Below are 22,657 nucleotides of genomic sequence, written 5' to 3' on the forward strand. Positions count from 1 at the left end.
TCGACTAATTCGTTGTGGTGCAAGCTTTTCGGAAAGGATCGGCTGAGGCATGGCCAACTTGGTCAACCTGGAGTCGGTGAGCAAGTCCTTCGGGGTGCGCCCGCTGCTCGACGGTGTTTCGCTCGGTGTGGCGGAGGGGCAGCGTATCGGTGTCGTCGGTCTCAACGGGGGTGGGAAGACGACGCTACTGGAGGTTCTCGCGGGGATCAGCGAGCCGGATACGGGGCGGGTCAGTCAGGTCCGTGGCCTGCGGATGGCCGTCGTCACCCAGCGGACCGAGCTCCCCGACGGCAGCACCGTCGGAGATGTCGTGCTGGAGCGCTACGGCGCTGAGCACGAGTGGGCCGCTGACGCACGAGTGCGGTCCATTATGGACGGTCTCGGGATCACCGCTCTCGGCCTCGAGAAGGAAACGGCGAACCTGTCCGGTGGCGAACGCCGCCGGGTGGCGCTGGCCGCCGCTCTGACCGGTGAACTGGACCTCGTCGTCCTCGACGAGCCGACCAACCACCTGGACGTCGAAGGCGTGCGCTGGCTCGCGGATCACCTGCTGAACCGCAAGATCGCGGTCGTGGTCGTCACGCACGACCGGTGGTTCCTCGACACGGTCGCCAGCCTGACCTGGGAAGTCACCAACGGTCGCGTCGAGCAGTACGAAGGCGGATACGCGGACTGGATCTTCGCGCGAGCGGAGCGGGCGAGGTTGGCGGCGACGGCCGAGGAAAAGCGGCAGAACCTGGCACGTAAGGAGCTCGCGTGGCTGCGTCGGGGCCCGCAGGCCAGGACCTCGAAGCCCCGTTACCGCGTCGAGGCGGCGGAGGCGCTGATCTCCGATGTGCCGGAGCCGCGTGATTCGGTCGAGCTGCAGGCGTTCGCGCGCCGGCGGCTGGGGAAGACCGTGCTGGAGATCGAGGACGCCACGTTGACCGTCGGCGACCGCACCTTGCTCGATCACGTCACCTGGCGGATCGGGCCCGGCGACCGGGTTGGTCTGGTCGGCGTCAACGGGTCGGGCAAGACGACGCTCCTCAAGCTGCTCGGTGGCGACAAGGAGCCCGAGACGGGCCGGCGCATCCAGGGCAAGACGGTCAGCCTCGCGCACTTGCGGCAGGAGCTCGACGACCTCCCCGGCGATCTGCGCGTGCTGCAGGCGATCGAAGAGGTGTCCGGCCGGGTCGTGTTCGGCAAGCAGGAGCTCACCGCTTCGCAGCTCGCCGAAAAGCTGGGATTCCCCGCGGCGAGGCAGTGGACGCCGGTCGAAGACCTTTCCGGTGGTGAACGACGGCGTCTGCAGCTGTGCCGGCTTCTCATGGCCGAGCCCAACGTGCTGTTGCTCGACGAACCGACGAACGATCTCGACATCGACACCTTGCAGCAGCTCGAAGACCTGCTGGATTCCTGGCCGGGCAGCCTCGTCGTCGTCTCGCACGACCGGTACCTGGTGGAACGCGTCTGCGACACGATCGTGGCCTTGTTCGGGGACGGGCAGGTGACCCACTTGCCGGGCGGGATCGAGGAGTACCTGGACCGGCGCGCGAAGAGCCTCGAAAAGGCCGGCAGCGACCGGAAGGCAGGCAACGCTCAGGTCTCCGCGCCCAAGAAGAGCGCCGCGGAGCAGCGTGCCGCGCAAAAGGAGCTGTCCCGTCTCGAGCGCAAGCTCGACCAGCTGCACACGAAGGAGGAGAAGTTGCACGCGGCGCTGTTGGCCGCGGCGACCGATCCGACGAAGCTCATCGAGCTGAACACCGAATTGAAGGCCGTCGAAACGGAGAAAGAGGAGGTCGAAGCCCAGTGGCTCGAGACCTCCGAAGCGATCGAATGAGTTCGCTCGACGGCGCGCGGGTCTTCCAGCGAGGACAGTAGTGTGACGCGCATGAGTCGGTTCGTGGACACGCTCGTCGCCACCGCGGCGGGGCGAGGTCAGCAGCGGGGAATGGTCACCGGGGAGCCCAAGGAGCCGGTTCGGCGGACCTGGGCCGAGATCCACGAGCAGGCCAAGCGGGTCGCCGGGGGTCTGGTGGCGGCCGGGCTGGAGCCCGGCAAGGCGGTCGCGGTCCTGGCGGCGGCGCCGTCACTGATCGCGCCGACGGTTCAGGCGATTTGGCTCGCCGGCGGCAGCGTGACGATGCTGCACCAGCCGACGCAGCGCACCGACCTCGCGGAATGGGCCGAGGACACCGTTCGCGTGCTGCGGATGATCGGTTCCGGCCTGGTTCTGCTCGGCGAGCCGTTCGACCAGCTGGCGCCGGTGCTCACCGAGCATGGCATCGCCTTCCAGGTCATCACCGAACTGCTCGAGGCGGAGCCGCTGGCGGAGCCCGTGCCGACAGCCGAGTCGGACACGGCGCTCCTGCAGTTGACCAGCGGGTCGACGGCCGACCCCAAGGCCGTTCAGATCACCTACGGGAACCTGTATTCGAACGTCAAGGCGATGGTCGATCGGGCCGAGTTCGACTTCGACGTCGACGTGATGGTCTCGTGGCTGCCCACCTTCCACGACATGGGGATGGTCGGCTTCCTGACGGTCCCGATGACGTTCGGCGTCGAACTCGTCAAGATCACGCCGCTCGAGTTCCTGTCGGGACCGTTGATCTGGCCGCAGCTGATCAGCAAGTACAACGGCACGACCACGGCCGCGCCGAACTTCGCGTACGCGATCGTAGGCAGGCGGATGGCCCGCGTCGAGGACGACAACGCGTACGACCTCTCGAAGCTTCGGATCGCGTTGAACGGCGCCGAGCCGATCGATGAGACGGCCGTGCAGACGTTCGTCGATGCCGGGGCACGGTTCAAGATGCCCGCCGAATGCGTCTTCCCGGCGTACGGCATGGCGGAGGCGACTCTCGCGGTTTCGTTCGCGCCATTGTTCACCGGTTTGACGCTGGACGTCGTCGAGGCCGACGCGCTCGAGACGGACAACCGGGCGGTGCCGGTCCCCGAGGGCGACCCGCGCCGCGGGACCGAAGAGGTCCGGTCCTTCGCGGTGCTCGGGCCGCCTCTCGACGGGCTGGAAGCCGAGATCGTCGACGACAAGGGAACCGTGCTCGGGGAACGCGAGGTCGGGGAGATCCGCCTGCGTGGCGAGGCCGTGACGCCGGGGTACCTGACCATGGAAGGTCCGCTCGCGACACAGGACGAGGACGGCTGGCTGCTCACCGGTGACCTCGGTTACCTGGTCGACGGCATGATCGTGATCTGCGGCCGTCGCAAGGACGTCATCATCATGGGCGGCCGGAACCTTTACCCGACCGACATCGAACGGGCGGCGACCTCGGTCGAAGGGGTGCGGGCCGGGAACGCCGTGGCCGTGCGGCTCGACGCCGGCAGCCGACGGGAACGGTTCGCCGTCGTCGTCGAATCGAAACTCGCCGGGGACCCGGAGACGGAGAAGGCGCTGGCGAAGGAGGTCGCGGCCAAGGTGCGCGGTGCCGTCGACATGCGGCCCTTCGCCGTTGTGGTGCTCCCCGCCGGGAGCCTGCCGAAGACGCCGTCGGGCAAGGTGAAGCGGGCCGCGACAGCCGTCCAGTTCGCGGACAAGATCGCCAAGAACGCGGCGACCAGCTGACACGAAAGGGGCCGGGCCGCGAGTCTCGCGGCCCGGCCCCTATCGCGGCACCTCCCGTTGGTCAGCGGCGTCGCCACAATGGCTTGCGGTTATGGGTGTGTTCCAGGGCAGGCGCTATGTAGTAGCCGGAGGACTGGGACATCCCGGCCAGGGTTCCTTCGACGTCCCGCAAGAACGCGTCGACGGCTGCCGGGTCGTAGCCTCGTTTCGAGAGTGGCGCTTTGGCGAACGCCACGTTGTGGACGTCCGAAACCGTCAGATCGTCGTCGCCGTCGAGAGTCGCCGCGACCCGTTCGAGGAAGGCGTCGACAGCGGGTTCGTGGTAGCCACGGGCGCCGATCGGCGCCCTGTCGAATTGCCGGGTTCTGGCCTCGAACGCGGTGACGGGCACTAGCTATCCCGCAGGGACTCGACGGGACCGCGGTCCGGAACGGCGCGTTCGGCGGTGGCCTCGTCCTCTTCACGTGCGCCGGGCAGGCGGAGCGCGTGCTGGCCGGTCCGGAGGGCGAGTTGCCCCTCGACCTTGTCGAGGAAATCGTCGACTTCGCGTTCGTCGTAGCCGCGCTTCCCGATCAACGGACGCGAGAACATGACGTGGTGGACCTCGGCGGCCGTCAGGTCGTCCCGGTCCGAGAGCGTGTCGGCGATCCGTTCCAGGAACGCGTCGACCTCGTGTTTGGCGTATCCGCGCCGCCCGATCGGGGCGTTCGGGAAAGTGGCGCCGGTGATGTCTTCGGCCGTAAACGACATGAAACTCTCTCCGGTTTCGGTGGGGAATGCGATCTCCGCATTCCGTCCTAACGGGTTTGAGAGTTCCCCGGAAGAGCTCGCGCTATTCCACGACTCGATCAGGGGCGTGGTGAAACGCCTTCGAGTGACGAGGCGTAACGCACCGCCATGTGAGCGGATTCACCCAGCGTGGAAGGTGTTCTGGGCCGCCGCGAGACCGGTGCTGATAAGCGCTTCAACAGCGTCGGCGCAACGATCGATCTCGAAAGCGAGCTCTTTGCGTTCGACCGTCGAGAAGTCTTTCAGGACGAAATCAGCCGGATCCTGACGGCCTGGAGGCCTGCCGACGCCGAAACGGACACGGTAGTAGTCCTTCGTGCCCAGGGACTTGGTGATCGAGCGGAGACCGTTGTGGCCGTTGTCGCCACCGCCCAGCTTCATCTTGAGCGCGCCGAAGTCGACGTCCAGCTCGTCGTGGACGACCACGACACCCGCCGGGGGGATCTTGTAGAACCTGGCCGCCCCCACCACGGGGCCGCCCGAGAGGTTCATGTACGAACGCGGCTTGACCAGCACCACCCGCTGGCCGGCCAGCCTGCCTTCGAGGACTTCGGCGCCGCTCTTGTGGGCTTTGAACTTGCCGCCGACGCGGCCGGCCAGTTCGTCGAGCACCATGAAGCCGACGTTGTGCCTGTTGCCCGCGTATTGGGGGCCGGGATTGCCGAGGCCGGCGAGCAGGATCTGCTCGCCGGCCCCGGGAAGTACAGCTTCGGTCACATCGGTGACTTTATTCGGCGTCCTCGGCGGGGGTCTCCGCAGCCTCGGCCTCTTCGCCCTCGAGCGAGGACTCGGACGGCGCCTCGTTCACGGCGACGACCAGTGCCTCGGCGTCGGTGACCAGGGTGGCGCCCTGCGGCAGGGTGACCTGCGAGGCGAGGATCTGGGTGCCGGCTTCGACGCCCTCGACCGAGAGCTCGACCTGCTCGGGGATGTGCAGCGCCTCGACCTCGATCTGGAGGGTGTCGAGGTCGGTGGTGACCAGGGTGCCCGGGCCCGCGGTGCCGGTGACGACGACCGGGACGTCGACGGTGACCTTCTCGCCGCGGCGGACGACCAGCAGGTCGACGTGCTCGATGTAGTTCTTCAGCGGGTGGACGACGATGGTCTTCGTCAGCGCCAGCTCGCTCTTGCCTTCGAGCTCGAGGGTGATGACGGCGTTGCTGCCGTTCTCACGCACGACGCGGGCGAACTCCAGGGCGGGGAGGGCGTAGTGGCGCGGGTCCGAGCCGTGCCCGTACAGCACCGCGGGGATCTTGCCGGCACGACGCGTGCGACGCGCGGCACCCTTGCCGAATTCGGTGCGGGGCTCGACGGACAGGGTTACCTCGGACACGGTGTAGCACTCCTTCAATTCACCAACATGTTCAGCGAAATCATGCTGAGGTGGGGATGGTTCGGGCGGTTCGGGTGTTCGGCGGCGAATTCCACAGGCGTGCTCGACCGCGTGTGGCCACTCAAGCCGCCGCGTCGATCACGTCGGGCACCAGGTGCTCACGGAACCCGCCTCGCCGAGACCGGGAAAGTGTAGACCAAGCGGTCGTGCCGGGGTCCCGCCGGGTGGCTCGTTCAGATGACAAGTCGGTGACAGCTGCTTCGGGAACCCGCGGATGCGGTGGTGCGCGACCCCTTTCCTAGGGTGTGATCTCCTCGCACTCGAGACAAGGGGGCGGAATGGCGGCACGACGGTCGAGGATCGGCGCGATCGCCGCGTTGTGCTGCCTCGTGGCCGGTTGCGACGTCGCGATCGATGGGGCGGCGGGGATCTCGCCCGCCGAGCAGCAGCGGGTGGACCGGCGCGCCGAGCAGCGCGGCGCTGTCGAAAGTGCCCTGAAGGCGCTCGAGCAAGCTCCGGCCGTTGTTTACAAGTCGACAATCAAGGATGCTGCCGGCAAACCCGCCGAATTGCAGTTCCGGATCACCCGCAACGGCACCGCGCATGGCGCGTTGCCGGTCGACGGCCAGACCGTCCAGGTCGTGGCCGCGGACAAACAGCTGTACCTCTCGGCGACGCCGGAGTACTGGAAGGCGCACGGGCTCGGCAACAGCGAGCAGTACGGCACCAACTGGGTCCGTACCGATGGCTCGGACCTGCCGGTGAACGCCGTCGAGGTGCTCAGCCCGCGCAAGGCCGCGTCGACACTGAGGACGGCGGTGTCCGCGATGGACCCGCTGACCGATCCTGTCCGGTCGAAATTGCCCGACGGGACCGAGGTCTACGACGTCGGCAGCGGGCTCGGCGCACTGCGCGTGACCACCGCGGCGCCGCACCGCATCGTCAGTTTCGCGCCTTCCCTCGTCGCCGCGGCGGGCGGTAAGACGCTCGGCGCCGAGATGCGGGTCGAACCGCTCGCCGGGGACGCGCTCAAGAAGCTCCAGACCGATCTGGACGGCGCGATCGGGGGAATCGGGCAGCCGTTCGACGCGCTCACCCAGGTGAGTGTCAGCGTCGTCAACGACAAGCTGGACTGCACGGACTTCGTCGGAACCTGCCGGGCGACCATCGACGTCGCCAACACCGTCATCGGCGGCGTGAGCGGGACGCCCGTGCATTTGACGCTGACCGTCGATTTCACCGCGCAATCCCTCGGCGCCCAGAGCTGCACGGCGGCCGCCGACGCGGCACCCGGAGCCACGACGAGCATGACCTGCGAGGTCAAGTTCAAGCTGCCGAATCGGAACGCCAGTTACCAGGTGCAGGCGAAGCCGTCGGCGCGCGGCGAGGTCCGGGCGCCGGTCGACGTCAACGCCGTCCGCGAGAAGCTCAAGTCCGAATTCGCCGCGCTGGGTGGCTGACCTGCACACTCACCTCGGGGTGCGTTGCATACGTTGAAGTAGCCGATCTCGCGTTCTTAGCATCGGCGTGGTCGCCGATGAAAAGGGAGAAACGCGATGGCGAAGTTGGTTGTGTTCGGTGGAACCGGGTACGCGGGCGGAAAGATCACCGCCGAGGCGCGCAGCCGCGGTCACGAGGTGCTGGCGGTGTCGAGGAACGCGGAAGGCGAGGGCACCAGGGCGGGCTCGCTCTATGACGAGGCCTTCCTGGCCGACGTCGCCAAGGGGGCCGACGTCCTGGTCATCGCGGTCCACGGGCAGAGCGGTCTGCTCGAAGCGGTGCCCTCGATCGCCCAGGTCGCGAAGGACAACGGCGCGCGGATCGGGGTCGTCGGCGGGGCCGGCAGCCTGAACGTGGCCGAGGGCGGGCCGCGCCTGATCGACACCCCCGAGTTCCCGGACGAGTACAAGGGCGAGGCCGGTGCGCACGCCGAGGTGCTGGAGGCGTTCCGGAAGCTTCCCGAGGACGTCGACTGGTTCTACCTCAGCCCGGCGGCTGAGTTCGGCGCGTGGGCCGAGGGCGAGCGGACAGGCGAGTTCCGGCTCGGCGGAGACGTGCTCCTGACCGACGAAAACGGTGGATCGAAGATCAGCGGCGCCGACTACGCGATCGCGTTCGTCGACGAGATCGACAAGCCGGAGCGCCGCCGTCAGCGTTTCTGCGTCGCTTACTGACCGGACAGTTCCTTCACGACCGGCGCGAACGTTTCCAGCATCGGTTCGAACACCGTGATGTAGGAGAAGCCGTATCGTTCGCGACGCTCCTGGAGCTGCCGGACCATCTCGCCGGTGGTCCCGAACAGCAATTGGGGCGTTTCGAGCAGGGTGTCGACGTCGAGGCCGTCCTGATCTTTGACTTCTTCGCGCCAGGACTCCGCGGCCGCGCGCCGGTCGTCCGTGACCACGACCCGCTGGACGAGCATGTTCAGTTCGGGATCCCGGTCGTTCGCGTGTGAGCGGAAGAAGGCGACGCGCTCGTCCATGCGTTCGGCGTCGTCGAGCCGGAAGGTTCCCGGCGGCTTTCCCGGTGCTTGACGAAGACCCGCGAAGCCGGCGATGTCGGCTTCGCGGGCGGCGAGGGAGAGCACGCCGTCGCTGTTGCCCGCGAGGAGCAGCGGCGGGGGCGTGATCCCTTCGGCGGCGAAGTGATCGCGCAGGTGGTCAAGGCTCTTGGCGAGGTACTCGATACGTTCCTTGGCCGGGGTCCAGGGCAGGCCGGCATCGTCGAACTCCGATTTCATGTGACCGGAGCCGAGACCGAGGTCCAGCCGATCGCCGGTCATCTTCACCGTCGTGACGACGTCGCGCGCGAAGAGCGCGAAGTTGTAGAAGGGCACGTTGGAGACGAGAGTGCCGACGCGGGGCCGTTGGGTCACTGCGGCGGCCATGGTCAGCGCCGGGAAAGGCGAGTTCCGTCCTGAGCCGAGATGATCCGGCACGGAGATGACGTCGTATCCGAGGGCCTCGACGCGGCGGCACTTCGCGACCCAGTTTTCGCGGTTCTCGGCGCCCCACAGGTTCACGCCGAACTTGAATTTCCCCATGTCGGAAACCTAGCCAGGCGGGGAGGCCGGGCGCGCGCCGTTTCGCGAGGAGCCGAAAACGAAGCAAGGGACCTTTGCTCTCACTCTCCGAAAGAGAGTGGTAGCAAAGGTCCCTTGCTTCCTCGTGGATCAGGCGTTGCCGTCGAAGAGGGACGTGACCGACCCGTCCTCGAAGACCTGCTGGATCGCCTGCGCCAGCAGCGGCGCGATGGACAGCACGGTCAGCCCGGGGAACCGCTTCTCCTCCGGGATCGGCAGCGTATTGGTGACGATCACCTCGCGCGCCTTGCAGTTCGACAGCCGCTCGGTGGCGGGGTCGGACAGGATGCCGTGCGTCGAGGCGATGACGACGTCGGCCGCGCCTTCGTCGAGCAGGGCCTCGGTGGCCTTCACGATCGTGCCGCCGGTGTCGATCATGTCGTCGATCAGCACGCACAGCTGACCGCGGACCTTGCCGACGACACGGTTGGCGACGGCCTGGTTCGGCTTGTCCGGGTCGCGGGTCTTGTGGATGAAGGCGATCGGGCGGTCACCCAGCTGCGCCGCCCACTTCTCGGCCAGCCGCACCCGGCCCGAGTCCGGCGAGACGACGGTGATGTTCTCGTCCTGGTAGGTCTTGTTGATGTGCGCGGCCAGCACGTTCTGCGCGAGCAGGTGGTCGACGGGACCGTCGAAGAAGCCCTGGATCTGCGCGGTGTGCAGGTCGACCGTCATGATCCGGTCGGCGCCGGCGGTCTTGAACAGGTCCGCGATCAGGCGCGCGGAGATCGGCTCGCGGCCCTTGTGCTTCTTGTCCTGCCGCGCGTACGGGTAGAACGGCATGATCACCGTGATCCGCTTGGCGCTCGCGCGCTTGAGGGCGTCCACCATGATCAGCTGCTCCATCACCCATTCGTTGATGGGCGCCGGGTGGCTCTGGATCACGAACGCGTCGGCCCCGCGCACCGACTCGTTGAACCGGACGAAGATCTCTCCGTTGGCGAAGTTGTGCGCGGTCTGCGGAACGATCGCGATGTTGAGGTGCTTGGCCACCTCTTCGGCGAGTTCCGGGTGCGCGCGCCCGGAGAACAGCATCAGGTTCTTCTTCGGTGTTCCGGACTTCGAGCTCATGCTGGCGACTCCCCGTCGTTTCCCTTATTTGAATCGGACACGGCGGTGGTGTCCTGCTTCGCGGCGGAAGCTGCTTCCGCCGCGGGTGTGCCCGGCCTGCGCCGGGACACCCAGTCTTCGATGTTGCGCTGCGGCCCGGTGGAGACGGCGAGCGCGCCCGGGGGCACGTCTTGCCTGATCACGGTGCCTGCCCCACTGTAGGCGCCATCGCCGATGGTCACCGGGGCGACGAACGTGTTGTCCGCGCCGAGCCGCACATGGGAGCCGATCGTGGTGTGGTGCTTGTTCACGCCGTCGTAGTTCACGAAGACGCTGGAACACCCGATGTTGCTGTTCTCGCCGATGGTCGCGTCGCCGACGTAGGTCAGGTGCGGAACCTTCGTCCCGGCGCCGATGTCGGCGTTCTTCGTCTCGACGAAAGCGCCGAGTTTGCCCTTGGTCCCCAGTTTGGAGCCGGGACGCAGGTAGGTGAACGGGCCGACCTTCACGCCGTCGCCCAATTCCGAATCGGAACCGTGCGTCCGCACCACCGACGCGCCCGCGCCGACGGAGACGTTCTCCAGCGTGCTGTCCGGGCCGATCTGCGAGCCCTCGCCGACCGACGTCGAGCCCTTGAGCTGGACACCGGGTTCGATGACGACGTCGCGCGACAGGGTCACGCCCGCGTCGATCCAGGTGCTCGCCGGGTCGACGACCGTGACACCCGCCCGCTGCCAGCCGCGGACGATCCGGCGGTTCAGCTCGGCGCCGAGGACGGAGAGCTGGACGCGGTCGTTGACGCCTTCGGTCACCCACGGGTCGTCGATGACGAGAGCGCCGACGCCCTTGCCGTCGCCACGGGCGATACCGAGGACGTCGGTGAGGTAGAGCTCGCCCTGCGCGTTGTCGGTCGAAAGCTTCGAAAGCCCGTCGACCAGGACCGACGCGTCGAAGGCGTAGACGCCGGAATTGATTTCGGCGATTTCGTGCTGTTCGGGGGTGGCGTCCTTCTGCTCGACGATCGAGGTGACGACGCCGTTTTCGTCGCGGATGATCCGGCCGTAACCGGTCGGGTTCTCGACGACCGCGGTCAGCACGGTGACCGCGTTGCCGGTGGAGGTGTGCTCGGCGACCAGGGAAGCGAGCGTTTCGGTGTCGAGCAGCGGGACGTCGCCGTAGCTGACGACGACGGTGCCGGTCAGTCCGGCGGGCAGCGCCGAGAGCGCGCACGAGACGGCGTGCCCGGTGCCCTTCTGCTCCTCCTGGACGGCCGTGACGACCTCGCGGCCGAGCGCCTCGCCGACCTTCGCCAGCCGGGCGCCGACCGAGTCGCGGCCGTGGCCGATGACCACGACCAGGTGCTCCGGGTTCAGTCCCGCGGCGGCCCGCACCGCGTGCTCGACCAACGGGCGGCCGGCGATCGGGTGCAGCACCTTCGGGGTGGACGAGCGCATGCGGGTGCCCTCACCCGCGGCGAGGATCAACGTGCTCAGCGGGCCGGTCACGGCACTCCCAACATTTCACCAACGGTGGTTGTCGGGCATTGATCCTACGTGGGCTGCTCGGCGTCCCACGCGGGGTCGGTCGGAGCATCCTCGCCGGGCCATCCGGTGACCGGATCGATGGCCATCGAGTTCACCGACGAAACCTGGTTCCCGCCGCCGCGTTTCGCCTGGTACATGGCCGCATCGGCGCGGGCGAGGACCTGCTCGGCCCGCTCCTGTGGCCGGAGCGAGACAAGGCCGACGGAGAGGGTGACGCCGTGCGAAAGATGGTGCGGCAGAGATGCGACGGCATTCACAGAACGACCCAGCGCCTGCTTCGCCGCGGACGCCGGAGCCCCAGGTAGAAGCACGATGAACTCGTCTCCGCCGTAGCGGGCGACCACGTCGTCGCCGCGCAGGGCGTCGCGCAGCGTGCTCGCGATGACACGGAGCACGTTGTCACCTTCGGCGTGCGACTGCTTGTCGTTGACGTCCTTGAAGCCGTCGAGGTCGACCAGCGCCACCGCGAGCGGCTGGGCGTCGGCGGACGACGCCAGCGAACGCAGCTTTTCGTCGAGCGCCCGCCGGTTCGGCAAGCCGGTGAGCGGATCCTGCAACGCCTGCTGGGTGATGGCGCCGTGCTCGGCGGAGAGCCGCTCGTGCTCCCGCCGCGCGTTGAGCGTGGCGATCTGCGATTCCCGCAGCGACCACATCTCCGTTTCCAGGATGGTCGCGTAGTCGATCAGCGACTGGCTCGCCCCGGACGCGTAGTCCGGCGTGGTGTCGAGCCTGGCCAGCTCGCGGGCGAGGTTCAACCGCATCGACGGCAGCGAGCCCTCTTCGTTGTCCTCTCGCACCTCTTTGAGCACCTGAAGCGCGTCTTCGCGGCGGCCGTCGTTGTCCAGGCAGCGGGCCAGCGCGATGGCGATGATCTCGCGTTCGTGCGGGAACACCAGTTCCGGATGCAGCAGCGAGGTCAGCCGCTCGATATGCGACGAATCGGGCGACGCCAGCGCGGCCGCGGCGGCGAGCACGCCGACCTGGTCGATCGCGGGCACCCCCGCCTTGCGCGGGAACAGCGACTCGGTGAACGGGCCCTCGGCGGCCTGGGCCATCGACGCCGCGGTGCGGAACTTGTCCGCTCCCTCGTCGTACCGCTCGATGCGTTCGAGGCGCAGGCCCCAGCCCAGCAGCATCTTGACCCGGTTGATCAGCTGGAGCGCGATCTCGTGCGGGCTCGCGCTGTCGCGGATCGCCTGCGCGGCGCGGGCGATGGCCTCCTCGGCCGCCTCGTAGACACCCAGCTGGTTCAGCACCAGCCAGCAGTCGACCAGGGTCGTGGACAGCATCCGGTCCCAGTTGCGCCTGCCGATCTGACGGTCCGGGACGGCGGAATCGTCGAGGATGGCCAGCGCCCTGGCGATCTCGGTGAGGGCGGCGTCCTCCTGTTTGGCGATCACCAGCCGACGGCCGCGCATGGCGTGGGCGTCGGCCCGCATCAGCGCGAGACCGTGCCGCCGGGTGTGCGCGAGCATCTCGTCGAGCCTGGGTTCGGCTTCGGCGGCGAGACCGCGGGTGACCAGCCTGGCCGCCGCGGAGTACCGCAGCAGCTGGGCGACCAGCAGGGGTTCACCGCGGCGCTGCGTCTCGTCGAGGAGTTCGTCGAGGCTGGTGATGATGTCCAGCTGCTCGGCGAAGGAGACGCGCTGTATGGCCGCACCGAGTTCGCGCGCGCGACCGTAGAGCCAGGCGTCGGACATCTCCGCAAGCGCCGGCCGCCTGCCACTGGTCGTCGCGTCCTCGGTCAGCCGCACACACCCCCACCGTTGAAAACGCCGCTGGTCATCTGTTCGTCTGCTCCGCCGCCAGGATTCGAACCTGAACTGTCAGAACCAAAATCTGAAGTGCTGCCGATTACACTACGGCGGATCGATCCTGGTCAGGATAGCCATGTCGGGGACGTCCACGTGCGCCCGGGGGTGGCGTCACCGTCGCGGGCACTCCACAGGGGACGAAACCTCCTGTACCGTAACTTACGGCATCGTAGGTAAGGTCACCCTTAGGGAACCCCGAGGGTTGCGCATAGAAAAGAAGTGACTGCATGACGGCTACCCTGGATCAGTCCCAGAAGCCCGCGAAGGGCCCCAAGCCGGTTACCGACGGGCAGCGGTCGAGCGCCGTGCAACTGTCGGTCTACCTCGGGGTCATCTTCCCGCTCGCCGCGCTGCTCGCGGCCGTCCCGTTCGCCTGGGGCTGGGGATTGACCTGGGTCGACGTCGGCCTGTTCGTGGTCTTCTACGCGATCAGCGGACTCGGCATCACCGTCTCCTATCACCGCTACTTCACGCACGGCTCGTTCAAGGCCAAGCCGTGGCTGCGCGTCGTCATGGCGATCGCCGGAAGCATGGCCGTCCAGGGCCCCGTCATCACCTGGGTCGCCGACCACCGGCGCCACCACGCCTTCTCCGACCGCGACGGCGACCCGCATTCGCCGTGGCTGTTCGGGACCACGCCGCTCGCCATCGCCAAGGGGTTCTGGCACGCGCACATGGGCTGGCTGTTCGACCGCGACCAGAGCAACGCCGAGCGGTTCGCGCCGGATCTGCTGAAGGACCGCGCCATCAAGAAGGTCGACGACCTGTTCTGGCTGTGGAGCCTGCTCACCCTGGTGCTGCCCGCGATCCTCGGTGGACTGATCACCTGGTCGTTCTGGGGCGCGGTGACCGCGTTCTTCTGGGCCGGGCTGGTGCGCGTCTGCGTGCTGCACCACGTGACCTGGTCGGTCAACTCGGTCTGCCACATGATCGGCGAGCGCCCGTTCGCGGCCCGCGACAAGTCGGCCAACTTCTGGCCGCTGGCGATCTTCTCCTTCGGCGAGTCGTGGCACAACCTGCACCACGCCGACCCGACCTCGGCGCGGCACGGTGTGCAGCGCGGTCAGATCGACATTTCCGCGCGGCTCATCTGGATGTTCGAGAAGTTCGGCTGGGCCTACGACGTGCGCTGGCCGACTCCGCAGCGTCTCGCGCGTATCGCCACTGAAAGCAAATAGCGAGGTCGCGTTAGTCTTCTGCGATGGCGGGGAGAAGGCGGACCAAACGTGAAGCGGTCACCGGGGCGCGTCCAGTCGCTCCGGTGGCCAGGGTGCGGATGACGGGGACCGAGCGCAGACAGCAGCTCCTCAACGTCGCCAGGGCCCTTTTCGCGGAGAAGGGTTTCGAAGGTACGTCCATCGAGGAGATCGCGCACCGCGCGAACGTCTCCAAACCGGTGGTGTACGAGCACTTCGGCGGCAAGGAAGGCATCTACGCCGTCGTCGTCGACCGTGAGACGCAGCTGCTGCTCGACCGGATGGTCTCCACCCTCCACGGTGGACATCCGAGGGTGATGCTGGAGCAGGCGGCGATCGCGTTGCTCTCCTACGTCGAGGACTCGCACGACGGCTTCCGCATCCTGGTGCGGGATTCGCCGGTCGCGAGTTCGACGGGCACGTTCTCGACGGTGCTGAACGACATCGCCAGCCAGGTCGAGCACATCCTCGCGCAGCAGTTCGCCGCCCGGGGCTACGACGAGAAGCTGGCGGCGCTGTACGCGCAGGCGCTCGTCGGGATGGTGGCGCTCACCGGGCAGTGGTGGCTCGACGCCCGGAAGCCGAAGCGCGACGAGGTCGCCGCGCATCTGGTCAACCTGGCGTGGAACGGTCTGTCCAATTTGGAGCACAAGCCCAAGCTGCGGCTGCACTGATAGCGTCGCGCGGTAGTAACGTTTCCCGGCCGATGAGCGCTAGGTCCCCCAAAGAGATCATCAAGCTGGGGGAACACCGTGGAGAACTTTTCCGCGCTTGCCGTCGGGCAGATGGCGCCGCAGAAGAAGAGACCGTGGCTGAAGCCGGTCATCATCGTGGGAGTCTTCGGTGCCATCGTCCTGCTCGGGATCTTCGCCGAAAATCCGTTGACGGCGTCGCGTACCGAGGTCGGCGCCTGTCTCAAGGGCAACGTCGACAACGCGGACAGTATCAGGAACGTCGAGTGCGGGACGCCGGAAGCGAACTTCAAGGTCGTCGGGAAACAGGGCGGAAAGTCGGAAGGCGGGATACTGCTGTCGGGTGGCTCCGAATGCGACGGCTACCTCAACGCTGACCTGTACTACTTCCAGGGTAGGCAGTCGGCTGACGACGGCGTGCTGCTCTGCCTGGAAAACCTCAAGAATCCGGGCCCACGGCTGCCGGCCGTCGGGGATTGCTTCGCCGGGGACCTCTTCGCGGCGAAGAAGCTCGAAAAGATGGACTGCGCGGGAGCGCATTTCAAGGTACTCGCCATCGAAAGGGAACCTGAGGTCTCCATCGGGACCACGACGTGCTCCTCCGTGCCGGGGACGGACATGAAGCTCACGTGGGCGTCGGGTGCGGGTGGTCTGATCCCCCGCGAACGCGTGGTGTGCCTCGACGAACTGAAGTAGGCGTCAGCGCAGGAGGCCGGTCTCCCGCAGGTGGTCGAAGATGATCTTTCCCACCGCGGAGACCCGCTCCCTGTCTTCGTAGCCCAGCCACGCGATTTCCTCGATTTCGCTGCTGGGCGCGGGTGTACCGCGGAATTCGGCGGAATAGCAGGTCGTCCGGACCACGAGACCTGACGCGTGGCCGTCGGCTTGAGCCTCGAACGATCCGGCGGGCTCGATGCTCGCCGGATCGATCGCGACGTTCAATTCCTCCCGGACTTCGCGGACCAGTGTTTCCGCGTCGGATTCGCCCGGTTCGCGTTTGCCGCCGGGCAGGTAGAACACGGTTTTGCCACGCGAGCGGGCGCCGAGGACGCGGCCGTCCCGGAAGTGCAGCCAGGCGATCTTGTCGATCATGGTTCAGCCCAGCGCCGCGGCGGTCTCGGCGGTCGTGAGTACGTCGCCCAGCCGCGGGAACACCTTCGTGATCGCGGATTCGTGGGAGATCGCGGCGATGCCCGCCATCGCGTCCGAAACGGCGATGGTCTCGTAGTCGTGGTCGATCGCGGCCCGCAGCGTCGATTCGACGCCGTATTCCGTGGCGATCCCGGCGAGCACCAGCGTCTTCACGCCGAGTCCGCGCAGGAGTTCGTCGAGCCCGGTGCCGTAGAACGCGCCGATCGTGTTCTTGGTGATCAGGTGTTCGCCCTCGCGAGGCGTCAGTTCGGCGACCAGTTCGCTGCCGGGCGGCTGCTCGTCGACGTTCGGCCGATGTGCCCGCACGTGGACGATCGGCGAGCCGGCCGCGCTGAAGGCGTCTCGCAGCAGGACGGCGTTCGATACGACTTCGGTGCCTTCGATCGGGACGGTCTCCAGCGCGACGATCCGGGTCTGGAGGTCGATCAGGACGAGCGCCGTCGTCGCCGGGTCGATCTTCGTCATGGGGGAAGCCTAGTGGCCCTATGCTGCGGACATGGGGCAGAGCAGGGAAGTAGTGGTCACCGGCGGCGGAACGGGAATCGGCTACGCGGTCGCGGCGGCTTTCGCCGCGCGAGGTGATCGGGTGACGATCACCGGCCGTCGCGAGCAGGTCCTCACCGAGGCCGCCGCGTTGCTCGGTGCGAACCCGGTCCCGTTCGACGCGGCCGATCCGGAGGCGGTGGAACGGGCGCTGGCCGAATTGCCGGAGCGCGTCGACGTGCTGGTCAACAACGCGGGCGGGAACACCGACTTCCGCACCGGGCAGGCCGAAGACCTGAAGTCGTTCGCCGTGAACTGGCAGGCCAATCTCGACGCGAACGTGTTCACCGCCGTGCTGGTCACCCGTGCCTTGCGGGAACGGCTCGCCGACGGGGCGCGGATCGTCACCATCGGCTCGATCGCCGCGCGAACCGGGGCGGGTTCCTACGGAGCCGCCAAGGCCGCGTTGGAGGCGTGGAATGTCGACGTGGCAAGGGAATTCGGGCCGCGCGGGATCACCGCGAACGTCGTCGCGCCCGGGCTGGTCGGCGACACCGAGTTCTTCCAGGGCAAGCTCTCCGACGAGCGCCGGACGTGGCTGATCGGCAACACGCTGACCAAACGCGCCGGCGAGCCCGCGGACGTCGCCGAAGTGGTCGCCTTCCTGGCGAGCCCGGAGGCACGGCACGTCACCGGGCAGGTCGTCCACGTCAACGGCGGAGCTCACCTCGGCCGTTAGGCCGTGTCCTGCAAGTCTTGTTCGCGGTCTTCGTGATCCAGGCGGTCCCTGACGGCACGGGCGGATGCGGCCGAGTACGACCCGGTACGAGGCCGATCCGCCCGCACCGTCAGGAACCACCTGGATCACGAAGCCCATCGAACAGACTTACAAGACACGGCCTAAGCGCCGGGCGTGACCTTCAGCAGTTTGTCGTCCTGGCCTTCCGAAGTGGTGATGTAGAGGGCGCCGTCCGGACCGCTGCGGACGGCGCGCAGCCTGCCGAACTTGTCGTCGAACTCCGGCGGCAGCGTCACTTCGGTGACCTTGCCCGCGTCGTCGAGGCGGAACAGCAGGAGTTTCTGCCCCTTCAGCGCGGTCACGGCGAGCGAGCCTTCGAGCGCTCCCCACTGCGATCCGGTGAGGAACTCGGCGCCACAGATCGCTTCGGTGATCTCGCCGGTCGTCCACAAAGGACTGACGGCGTCCGGGAAGCGCTGCTTGTCGGTCATCGGGACGCTCTCGTCGTAGCTGGTCTCGGTGCCGCCCTTGGACGGATCCCAGCCGTAGTTCCCGCCCGCGGTCTCCAGGTTGACCTCGTCGTCGATGGTCGGCCCGTGCTCCGCGGTGAACACCTGCCCGGTGCCCGGGCGGACCGTGACGCCCTGGACGTTGCGGTGTCCATAAGTGAACACGCGCTGTTCGTTCGGGTTCGCGGATTTCGCGAACGGGTTGTCCGGCAACGCGTTCCCGGTCTTCGCGTCGACGCGCAGCACCTTGCCGCCGAGGCTCGTCCGGTCCTGCGGGTGCTGCGGGCGGGCGGTGTCCCCGGTCCCGACGAGCAACGCACCGTCCGCGCCGAACGCGGGGCGGCAGCCGGAATGCCTGCCGCTGGGGTTCACCGGCAGCCTGGTCAGCAGGTCCTTGACCTTCGTGGCGCTCGCGCCGTCGTCCGAAAGCCGCCAGGTGACCAGCCGGATGTCGACGGCCTTGTCGCCCTCCTTGTGGGTCTGGCAGGTGATGAACTCGCGCGACGTCGCGAAGTCCTTGCTGACCACCATCCCCATCAAGCCGCCTTCGCCGCGTACGTGGACGTCGGAGAAGTCCGCGGCGACGTCACGCTTCGTGCCGCCGTCGATCAGGGCCAGCTTCCCGGGGCGCTGGGTGACGAGGATCTTCCCGTCCGGCAGGAAGCCGACGTCCCAGCCGTGTTCGAGCCCGGCCGTCACCTGCTCGACCTTCAGCTTCGACACCGAGGGTTTCGAGGTGACCGGAGGTGCGCTCTGCACCGTCTCGCTCGACGCCCCGGAACAGGCCGTGACCAGCAAGGACAGGGAAGCGAACGCGACGACGGCGGAAGTGCGCATGACATCAGCATGCCACCGTGCTCAACCGCCCGCGCGAACCAAACCGCTTTCGTAGGCGAACACGACCGCGTGCACCCGGTCGCGCAGCGAGAGCTTCGCGAGGATCCGGCCGACGTGGGTCTTCACGGTCGTCTCCCCGATGTAGAGCTTCGCGGCGATTTCGGAGTTCGTCAGGCCGCGCGCGATGAGCGAGAGGACGTCCTTCTCGCGTTCGGTCAGCGTTTCTAGTCGCGCGCTCTCGGCGGCGTCCCGTTCGTCGGCCAGGTAGCGGTCGAGCAGCCGTTTCGTCACCGAGGGGGAGACCATCGAATCGCCGCGGAGGACGCCTCGGATCGCCACGAGGATCTCGTCGGCAGGCGCGTCCTTGACGAGGAAGCCGCTGGCACCGGCACGCAACGCGGCGTACGCGTACTCGTCGAGGTCGAACGTGGTGATCATCAGGACTCGGGTGTCCGGAAGCGACCGGCAGATCCGCTCGGTCGCCGCGACGCCGTCGAGCACGGGCATCCGGACGTCCATCAGGACCAGATCCGGCCGCAGCTTCTCGGCGGCTTCGACCGCTTCGGCGCCGTTGGTGGCTTCGCCCGCGACGGTCAGGTCGTCCTGGCTGGTGACGATCATCCCCATCCCGACCCGGACCAGCTCCTGGTCGTCGCAGATCAGCACCTTCACCGCCGTCATCCCGCCTCCACCACCAGATTCGCGGCGACCCGGTAACCGCCGTCGCGGGTCGGTCCGGTGTCGAGGGTGCCGTGGAACATCTCGACGCGCTGGGTCATGCCGGCGATCCCCCGGCCGGACGACGGGAGCCGCGGCGCGACGGGCTCGCTCCCGCCCGTGTTCGTCACCTCGATCCGGACGTTCCGGCGGTGGCCACCGTGGCCGAAATCGATCTCGACCTGGCCGCTGGCGTCCCCCGGCGCGTGTTTGATCATGTTGGTCAGCGACTCCTGGACGATGCGGTACGCCTGCAGCGCGGCGCTCGGCGGCAACCCCTCGGCGTCCCCGGTGACCTGGAGATCCACGTCCCGTCCGCTCGCGCTGACCTGCGCCACCAGGTCGCGAAGCTCCGCGACGGTCGGCTGTGGGCTTCGGGCGGCTTCGCCGGCATGGAGGACTTCCAGCAGACGGCGCAGCTCGGCGAGCGCGTCCCGGCCGGCCTTGCCGATCGTGTCGAGTGTCCGGTCGACGACCTCGGGATCCTTGTCGCGCATGAGTTTCGCGCCCTCCGCGTTGATCACGATGACGCTCACGCTGTGCGCGAGGACGTCGTGCAGTTCGCGGGCGATGCGGGTGCGTTCCTCGGCGACGGCGGCCCGGGCGCGGGCCTCCTGTTCGGACGCGGCCAGCTTCGCCTTCGTCGCTTCCTCCGCCGAAAGCCGTTGCCGCGCACGGAAGAACTCGCCGAGCGCCCAAGCCGCGACATGCAGCGGCAGCGTCACGACGATGGTGAGCCAGCCGCCCTGTTCGGTGGTGATTCCCCAGACGAGACCCCACGTGACGTCCAGCGCGACGATCCAGGCGGCGATCAGCGTGGCGAACCGGCGGTTTCCCGCGCGGACCAGCGTGTAGAGCGCGACGGCCATGGCCAGCTCGCCCCGGCCGCGGTCGTAGGCCCAGAGCTCCGTCGTGTACTGCGCGGTCACCCCGGCGAGGATCAGCACCGCGACGATCTCGGGATGGCGGCGCCGCCAGAGCAGCGGGAGAAGGAAGAGGTACGGCACGAGCAGGACGGCCTTGGGCACGGACGACGATCCGGTCGGCGCGAGGAAGACGAACCACGCGTACAGGGGAAGGTCGGTCACCCACGGGTGGGCGCGGAGCCGGTCGAGCAGCCTTTGCACCGTTCGAACGTAACCCCGCCCGGCACAAGAGCGCGTCGTCCTGGGGTACTCCCGGGGTCCTCCCACGGGAGGACGAAACCGGACGACGAAGCCGACGCGGGGCCACAGAGCCCGTTCCTAACTTCGGGAACATGTCGATCACCAGGGAATTCCTCCGCCATCCCGTCCTGACCGGAGCCGTCGCGGCCAGTTCCCCGAAACTCGCGGAGGCCATGACCGCGGGCCTCGGGCTGGAGAGCTCCAGGCTCGTCGTCGAGCTCGGCCCCGGGACCGGGGTGTTCACCGGCGCCGTCGTCCGCCGCCTGCCACCGGGCGCGCGGCTGATCGCGGTCGAGATCAATCCGCGGCTGGCGCGGGAACTGCGGTCCCGGCACGGGGACGTCGAGGTCGTCGAGGGTTCCGCCGAGAATCTGCTTTCGTACGTGGACGAGGCCGCCGACGTCGTGGTCTCCGGGCTGCCGTGGACGGTCATGCCCGGTGAACGGCAGCTGCGGATCCTCGACCAGGTGACGGAGATCCTCGCCCCGCACGGGCGGTTCACGACCTTCGCCTACGCGCACGCGGCCTGGACGACGCCCGCCCGCCGGTTCGCCGCGGCGCTGCGGGACCGGTTCGCGGTGACCGGCCGGACTCCGTTGGTCTGGCCGAACCTGCCGCCCGCCTTCGTGCACCGCGCGGCTTTGCCGCAGAAATCCGGGAGGCGTCGTGGACAGCCTGTTGCGGCCGCTTCTTGAGTCGCCGCCCGCACTCGTCTACCTCGTCTGCGGCGCGCTGATCTTCCTGGAAACCGCGCTGTTGCCGGGAATCGTGCTGCCGACGTTGTCCAGCCTGCTGCTGATGGGGTTCCTCGCCGGACGGGGCACGCTCGACCTGCCACTGGCGTTGACGGTCGCGATCGGTGCGGCCGTGGCGGGCGACCAGATCGCCTTCCTGGAAGGGCGGAGGCTGGGCCCGCGGCTGCGGACCACGCGGTTCGGGCGGCGGTTCGGCCGGGATCGGTGGGACCGCGTGGAGCGGGCCGTCGCCCGGTACGGCGTGCCTGCCGTGATCGCCGGCCGCTGCCTGGCCGGGGTGCGGACCGTGGTGCCGCGCGTCGCGGGAGCGGCGGAGATGCCGTACCGGCGGTTCGTGCCCGGCAGCGTCTGCGCGGCCGTGCTGTGGGCGTGCGCCGAACTGTTCCTGGGCCACGCGGGCGCTTGGGTCAACGGGTGAGGATCGCCGCCGTCTCGGCGTCGGCGGGGAGGAAGGTCTCCAGTTTCAATTCCGAAACCGTGACGTCGGCCGCGGTCGCGAACGTCGTGATGGCCGTGATCAGCCGCAGTTCGCCCGCCGAAGTGGACAGGCGCATCGGCACCGCGAAACCGAGGTGATCGGGCCCCGGCGGGCCGGGAGCCGGGACGTAACCTTCGAGTTCGGTCAGCAACGCGGTGAGCCGCTCGTCGGGCGCGTGCGCGATCTCCTGCGTCAACCGCTCCAGGATGTGCCTGGCCCAATCCGCGAGGTTGCGCACCCGCGGCGCCATCCCCTTCGGATGCAGCGCGAGCCGCAGGGTGTTGACCGGCTCCTCCAGCAGCTCCGGTGCCACGTCCTCGAACAGCAGGTCGAGCGCGTCGTTGCGGGCGACGAGCACGCCGTAGCGGTCGACCACGATGGCTGGATACGGACGGTGCCCGTCGAGCAGCCGCCGCATACCGTCGAGGACCGGCCGCAGGCTCGGATCGTCCAATTCCGTTTCGGGGAAACCGGGGGCGAACCCGGCCGCGAGCAGCAGGCCGTTGCGTTCACGCAGGGGCAATTCGAGCGATTCGGCGACGCGCAGCACCAGGCCGCGGCCGGGGATCGACCGGCCGCCTTCCAGGAAACTCACGTGCCGTTGCGTGGTCCCGGCCCGGATCGCCAATTCCAGCTGGGAAAGCCGCCGTCGTTCGCGCCAGCCCCGGAGCGCGGGGCCGAATCCGGAAACCATGGCCGCCATCTTGGCCGAGACGCCGTCGGCGTCGCCATTCCCTCGAAGGAATTGAGACGATT

The 22,657-nt window shown here is 68.2% G+C and carries 24 protein-coding genes and 1 tRNA gene; 10 read left to right on the forward strand and 15 right to left on the reverse strand.

The window, feature by feature from the left end; genetic code table 11:
• Nucleotides 1–49: 49 nt before the first annotated feature.
• Together AVR91_RS38890 and AVR91_RS38895 are read left to right on the forward strand one after the other, a co-directional pair.
• On the forward strand, nucleotides 50–1,822 hold the full coding sequence (locus AVR91_RS38890; RefSeq protein ID WP_063273551.1) for an ABC-F family ATP-binding cassette domain-containing protein: 1,773 nt from the start codon (nucleotides 50–52) through the stop codon (nucleotides 1,820–1,822).
• A gap of 51 nt (nucleotides 1,823–1,873) precedes the next feature.
• Complete coding sequence (locus tag AVR91_RS38895; protein WP_063273552.1) at nucleotides 1,874–3,565, forward strand: fatty acyl-AMP ligase; 1,692 nt, start codon at nucleotides 1,874–1,876, stop codon at nucleotides 3,563–3,565.
• Nucleotides 3,566–3,626: 61 nt separating this feature from the next.
• Here AVR91_RS38895 and AVR91_RS38900 read toward each other — a convergent pair whose 3' ends face one another.
• The 4 genes from AVR91_RS38900 to AVR91_RS38915 form a co-directional block, all read right to left on the reverse strand.
• Nucleotides 3,627–3,956, reverse strand: a complete 330-nt coding sequence (locus AVR91_RS38900) for a DivIVA domain-containing protein (RefSeq protein ID WP_016337312.1) — start codon at nucleotides 3,954–3,956, stop codon at nucleotides 3,627–3,629.
• Nucleotides 3,956–4,315 (reverse strand): DivIVA domain-containing protein, encoded by a 360-nt coding sequence (locus tag AVR91_RS38905; protein WP_063270937.1) that lies wholly within the window; start codon nucleotides 4,313–4,315, stop codon nucleotides 3,956–3,958. The genes AVR91_RS38900 and AVR91_RS38905 overlap by 1 nt, the downstream gene beginning before the upstream one ends.
• Before the next feature lie 159 nt (nucleotides 4,316–4,474).
• The gene (gene pth / locus AVR91_RS38910; RefSeq protein ID WP_016337310.1) at nucleotides 4,475–5,071 is read right to left on the reverse strand and encodes an aminoacyl-tRNA hydrolase; all 597 of its coding nucleotides are present in this window, start codon (nucleotides 5,069–5,071) and stop codon (nucleotides 4,475–4,477) included.
• Between the two features lie 10 nt (nucleotides 5,072–5,081).
• Nucleotides 5,082–5,687: a 50S ribosomal protein L25/general stress protein Ctc gene (locus AVR91_RS38915; protein ID WP_063270938.1), complete on the reverse strand. Its 606-nt coding sequence runs from the start codon at nucleotides 5,685–5,687 to the stop codon at nucleotides 5,082–5,084.
• A gap of 338 nt (nucleotides 5,688–6,025) precedes the next feature.
• Here AVR91_RS38915 and AVR91_RS38920 point away from each other — a divergent pair, with 338 nt between their 5' ends.
• The gene (locus AVR91_RS38920) at nucleotides 6,026–7,147 is read left to right on the forward strand and encodes a hypothetical protein (RefSeq protein ID WP_083715486.1); all 1,122 of its coding nucleotides are present in this window, start codon (nucleotides 6,026–6,028) and stop codon (nucleotides 7,145–7,147) included.
• A gap of 96 nt (nucleotides 7,148–7,243) precedes the next feature.
• The gene (locus AVR91_RS38925; RefSeq protein WP_063270939.1) at nucleotides 7,244–7,861 is read left to right on the forward strand and encodes an NAD(P)-dependent oxidoreductase; all 618 of its coding nucleotides are present in this window, start codon (nucleotides 7,244–7,246) and stop codon (nucleotides 7,859–7,861) included.
• On the opposite strand, the gene AVR91_RS38930 is transcribed toward AVR91_RS38925, so the two are convergent.
• The 5 genes from AVR91_RS38930 to AVR91_RS38950 form a co-directional block, all read right to left on the reverse strand.
• Nucleotides 7,855–8,730, reverse strand: coding sequence for a TIGR03621 family F420-dependent LLM class oxidoreductase (locus tag AVR91_RS38930; protein ID WP_063270940.1), 876 nt, complete (start codon nucleotides 8,728–8,730; stop codon nucleotides 7,855–7,857). The two genes, AVR91_RS38925 and AVR91_RS38930, sit on opposite strands and share 7 nt — an antisense overlap.
• 129 nt (nucleotides 8,731–8,859) lie before the next feature.
• Nucleotides 8,860–9,840 carry a ribose-phosphate diphosphokinase gene (locus AVR91_RS38935; protein WP_063270941.1) on the reverse strand — a complete coding sequence of 327 codons (981 nt, stop codon included), beginning with the start codon at nucleotides 9,838–9,840 and terminating at the stop codon, nucleotides 8,860–8,862.
• On the reverse strand, nucleotides 9,837–11,324 hold the full coding sequence (glmU, locus tag AVR91_RS38940; protein ID WP_016337304.1) for a bifunctional UDP-N-acetylglucosamine diphosphorylase/glucosamine-1-phosphate N-acetyltransferase GlmU: 1,488 nt from the start codon (nucleotides 11,322–11,324) through the stop codon (nucleotides 9,837–9,839). The genes AVR91_RS38935 and glmU overlap by 4 nt, the downstream gene beginning before the upstream one ends.
• Nucleotides 11,325–11,368: 44 nt before the next feature.
• Nucleotides 11,369–13,117 carry a GGDEF domain-containing protein gene (locus AVR91_RS38945; RefSeq protein WP_016337303.1) on the reverse strand — a complete coding sequence of 583 codons (1,749 nt, stop codon included), beginning with the start codon at nucleotides 13,115–13,117 and terminating at the stop codon, nucleotides 11,369–11,371.
• A 43-nt stretch (nucleotides 13,118–13,160) separates the two neighbouring features.
• Nucleotides 13,161–13,232: transfer RNA gene (locus AVR91_RS38950), tRNA-Gln, on the reverse strand.
• Nucleotides 13,233–13,404: 172 nt separating this feature from the next.
• On the opposite strand from AVR91_RS38950, the gene AVR91_RS38955 reads away from it, so the two are divergent.
• The 3 genes from AVR91_RS38955 to AVR91_RS38965 all read left to right on the forward strand — a co-directional run bounded on the left by AVR91_RS38955 (nucleotide 13,405) and on the right by AVR91_RS38965 (nucleotide 15,761).
• Nucleotides 13,405–14,355: an acyl-CoA desaturase gene (locus tag AVR91_RS38955; protein WP_063270942.1), complete on the forward strand. Its 951-nt coding sequence runs from the start codon at nucleotides 13,405–13,407 to the stop codon at nucleotides 14,353–14,355.
• 98 nt (nucleotides 14,356–14,453) lie between these two features.
• Nucleotides 14,454–15,047: a TetR/AcrR family transcriptional regulator gene (locus AVR91_RS38960; RefSeq protein ID WP_037342446.1), complete on the forward strand. Its 594-nt coding sequence runs from the start codon at nucleotides 14,454–14,456 to the stop codon at nucleotides 15,045–15,047.
• 78 nt (nucleotides 15,048–15,125) lie between these two features.
• Entirely contained in the window at nucleotides 15,126–15,761 is a 636-nt protein-coding gene (locus AVR91_RS38965) for an LppU/SCO3897 family protein (RefSeq protein WP_063270943.1), read from the forward strand.
• A 3-nt stretch (nucleotides 15,762–15,764) separates the two neighbouring features.
• On the opposite strand, the gene AVR91_RS38970 is transcribed toward AVR91_RS38965, so the two are convergent.
• Complete coding sequence (locus AVR91_RS38970; RefSeq protein WP_063270944.1) at nucleotides 15,765–16,157, reverse strand: NUDIX hydrolase; 393 nt, start codon at nucleotides 16,155–16,157, stop codon at nucleotides 15,765–15,767.
• A 3-nt stretch (nucleotides 16,158–16,160) separates the two neighbouring features.
• A complete protein-coding gene (locus tag AVR91_RS38975; protein WP_063270945.1) occupies nucleotides 16,161–16,682 on the reverse strand; it encodes an isochorismatase family protein in 522 nt (173 codons plus the stop codon).
• Between the two features lie 31 nt (nucleotides 16,683–16,713).
• Here AVR91_RS38975 and AVR91_RS38980 point away from each other — a divergent pair, with 31 nt between their 5' ends.
• Complete coding sequence (locus AVR91_RS38980) at nucleotides 16,714–17,439, forward strand: SDR family NAD(P)-dependent oxidoreductase (protein ID WP_063270946.1); 726 nt, start codon at nucleotides 16,714–16,716, stop codon at nucleotides 17,437–17,439.
• 161 nt (nucleotides 17,440–17,600) lie between these two features.
• On the opposite strand, the gene AVR91_RS38985 is transcribed toward AVR91_RS38980, so the two are convergent.
• The 3 genes from AVR91_RS38985 to AVR91_RS38995 are packed head-to-tail and all read right to left on the reverse strand — an operon-like array spanning nucleotide 17,601 to nucleotide 20,629.
• Complete coding sequence (locus AVR91_RS38985; protein WP_063277486.1) at nucleotides 17,601–18,785, reverse strand: PQQ-dependent sugar dehydrogenase; 1,185 nt, start codon at nucleotides 18,783–18,785, stop codon at nucleotides 17,601–17,603.
• A gap of 21 nt (nucleotides 18,786–18,806) precedes the next feature.
• Nucleotides 18,807–19,466 carry a response regulator gene (locus AVR91_RS38990; RefSeq protein ID WP_063277485.1) on the reverse strand — a complete coding sequence of 220 codons (660 nt, stop codon included), beginning with the start codon at nucleotides 19,464–19,466 and terminating at the stop codon, nucleotides 18,807–18,809.
• The gene (locus AVR91_RS38995) at nucleotides 19,463–20,629 is read right to left on the reverse strand and encodes a sensor histidine kinase (protein ID WP_063277484.1); all 1,167 of its coding nucleotides are present in this window, start codon (nucleotides 20,627–20,629) and stop codon (nucleotides 19,463–19,465) included. The genes AVR91_RS38990 and AVR91_RS38995 overlap by 4 nt, the downstream gene beginning before the upstream one ends.
• A gap of 131 nt (nucleotides 20,630–20,760) precedes the next feature.
• On the opposite strand from AVR91_RS38995, the gene AVR91_RS39000 reads away from it, so the two are divergent.
• Nucleotides 20,761–21,363: a class I SAM-dependent methyltransferase gene (locus AVR91_RS39000; RefSeq protein WP_063277483.1), complete on the forward strand. Its 603-nt coding sequence runs from the start codon at nucleotides 20,761–20,763 to the stop codon at nucleotides 21,361–21,363.
• Entirely contained in the window at nucleotides 21,335–21,841 is a 507-nt protein-coding gene (locus tag AVR91_RS39005; protein ID WP_063277482.1) for a DedA family protein, read from the forward strand. Before AVR91_RS39000 ends, AVR91_RS39005 begins: the two co-directional genes overlap by 29 nt.
• Here AVR91_RS39005 and AVR91_RS39010 read toward each other — a convergent pair.
• Nucleotides 21,831–22,595: a helix-turn-helix transcriptional regulator gene (locus tag AVR91_RS39010; protein WP_063277488.1), complete on the reverse strand. Its 765-nt coding sequence runs from the start codon at nucleotides 22,593–22,595 to the stop codon at nucleotides 21,831–21,833. The two genes, AVR91_RS39005 and AVR91_RS39010, sit on opposite strands and share 11 nt — an antisense overlap.
• Nucleotides 22,596–22,657 lie beyond the last annotated feature (62 nt).

The organism is Amycolatopsis keratiniphila subsp. keratiniphila, assembly GCF_001620365.2.
GTDB lineage: Bacteria > Actinomycetota > Actinomycetes > Mycobacteriales > Pseudonocardiaceae > Amycolatopsis > Amycolatopsis keratiniphila.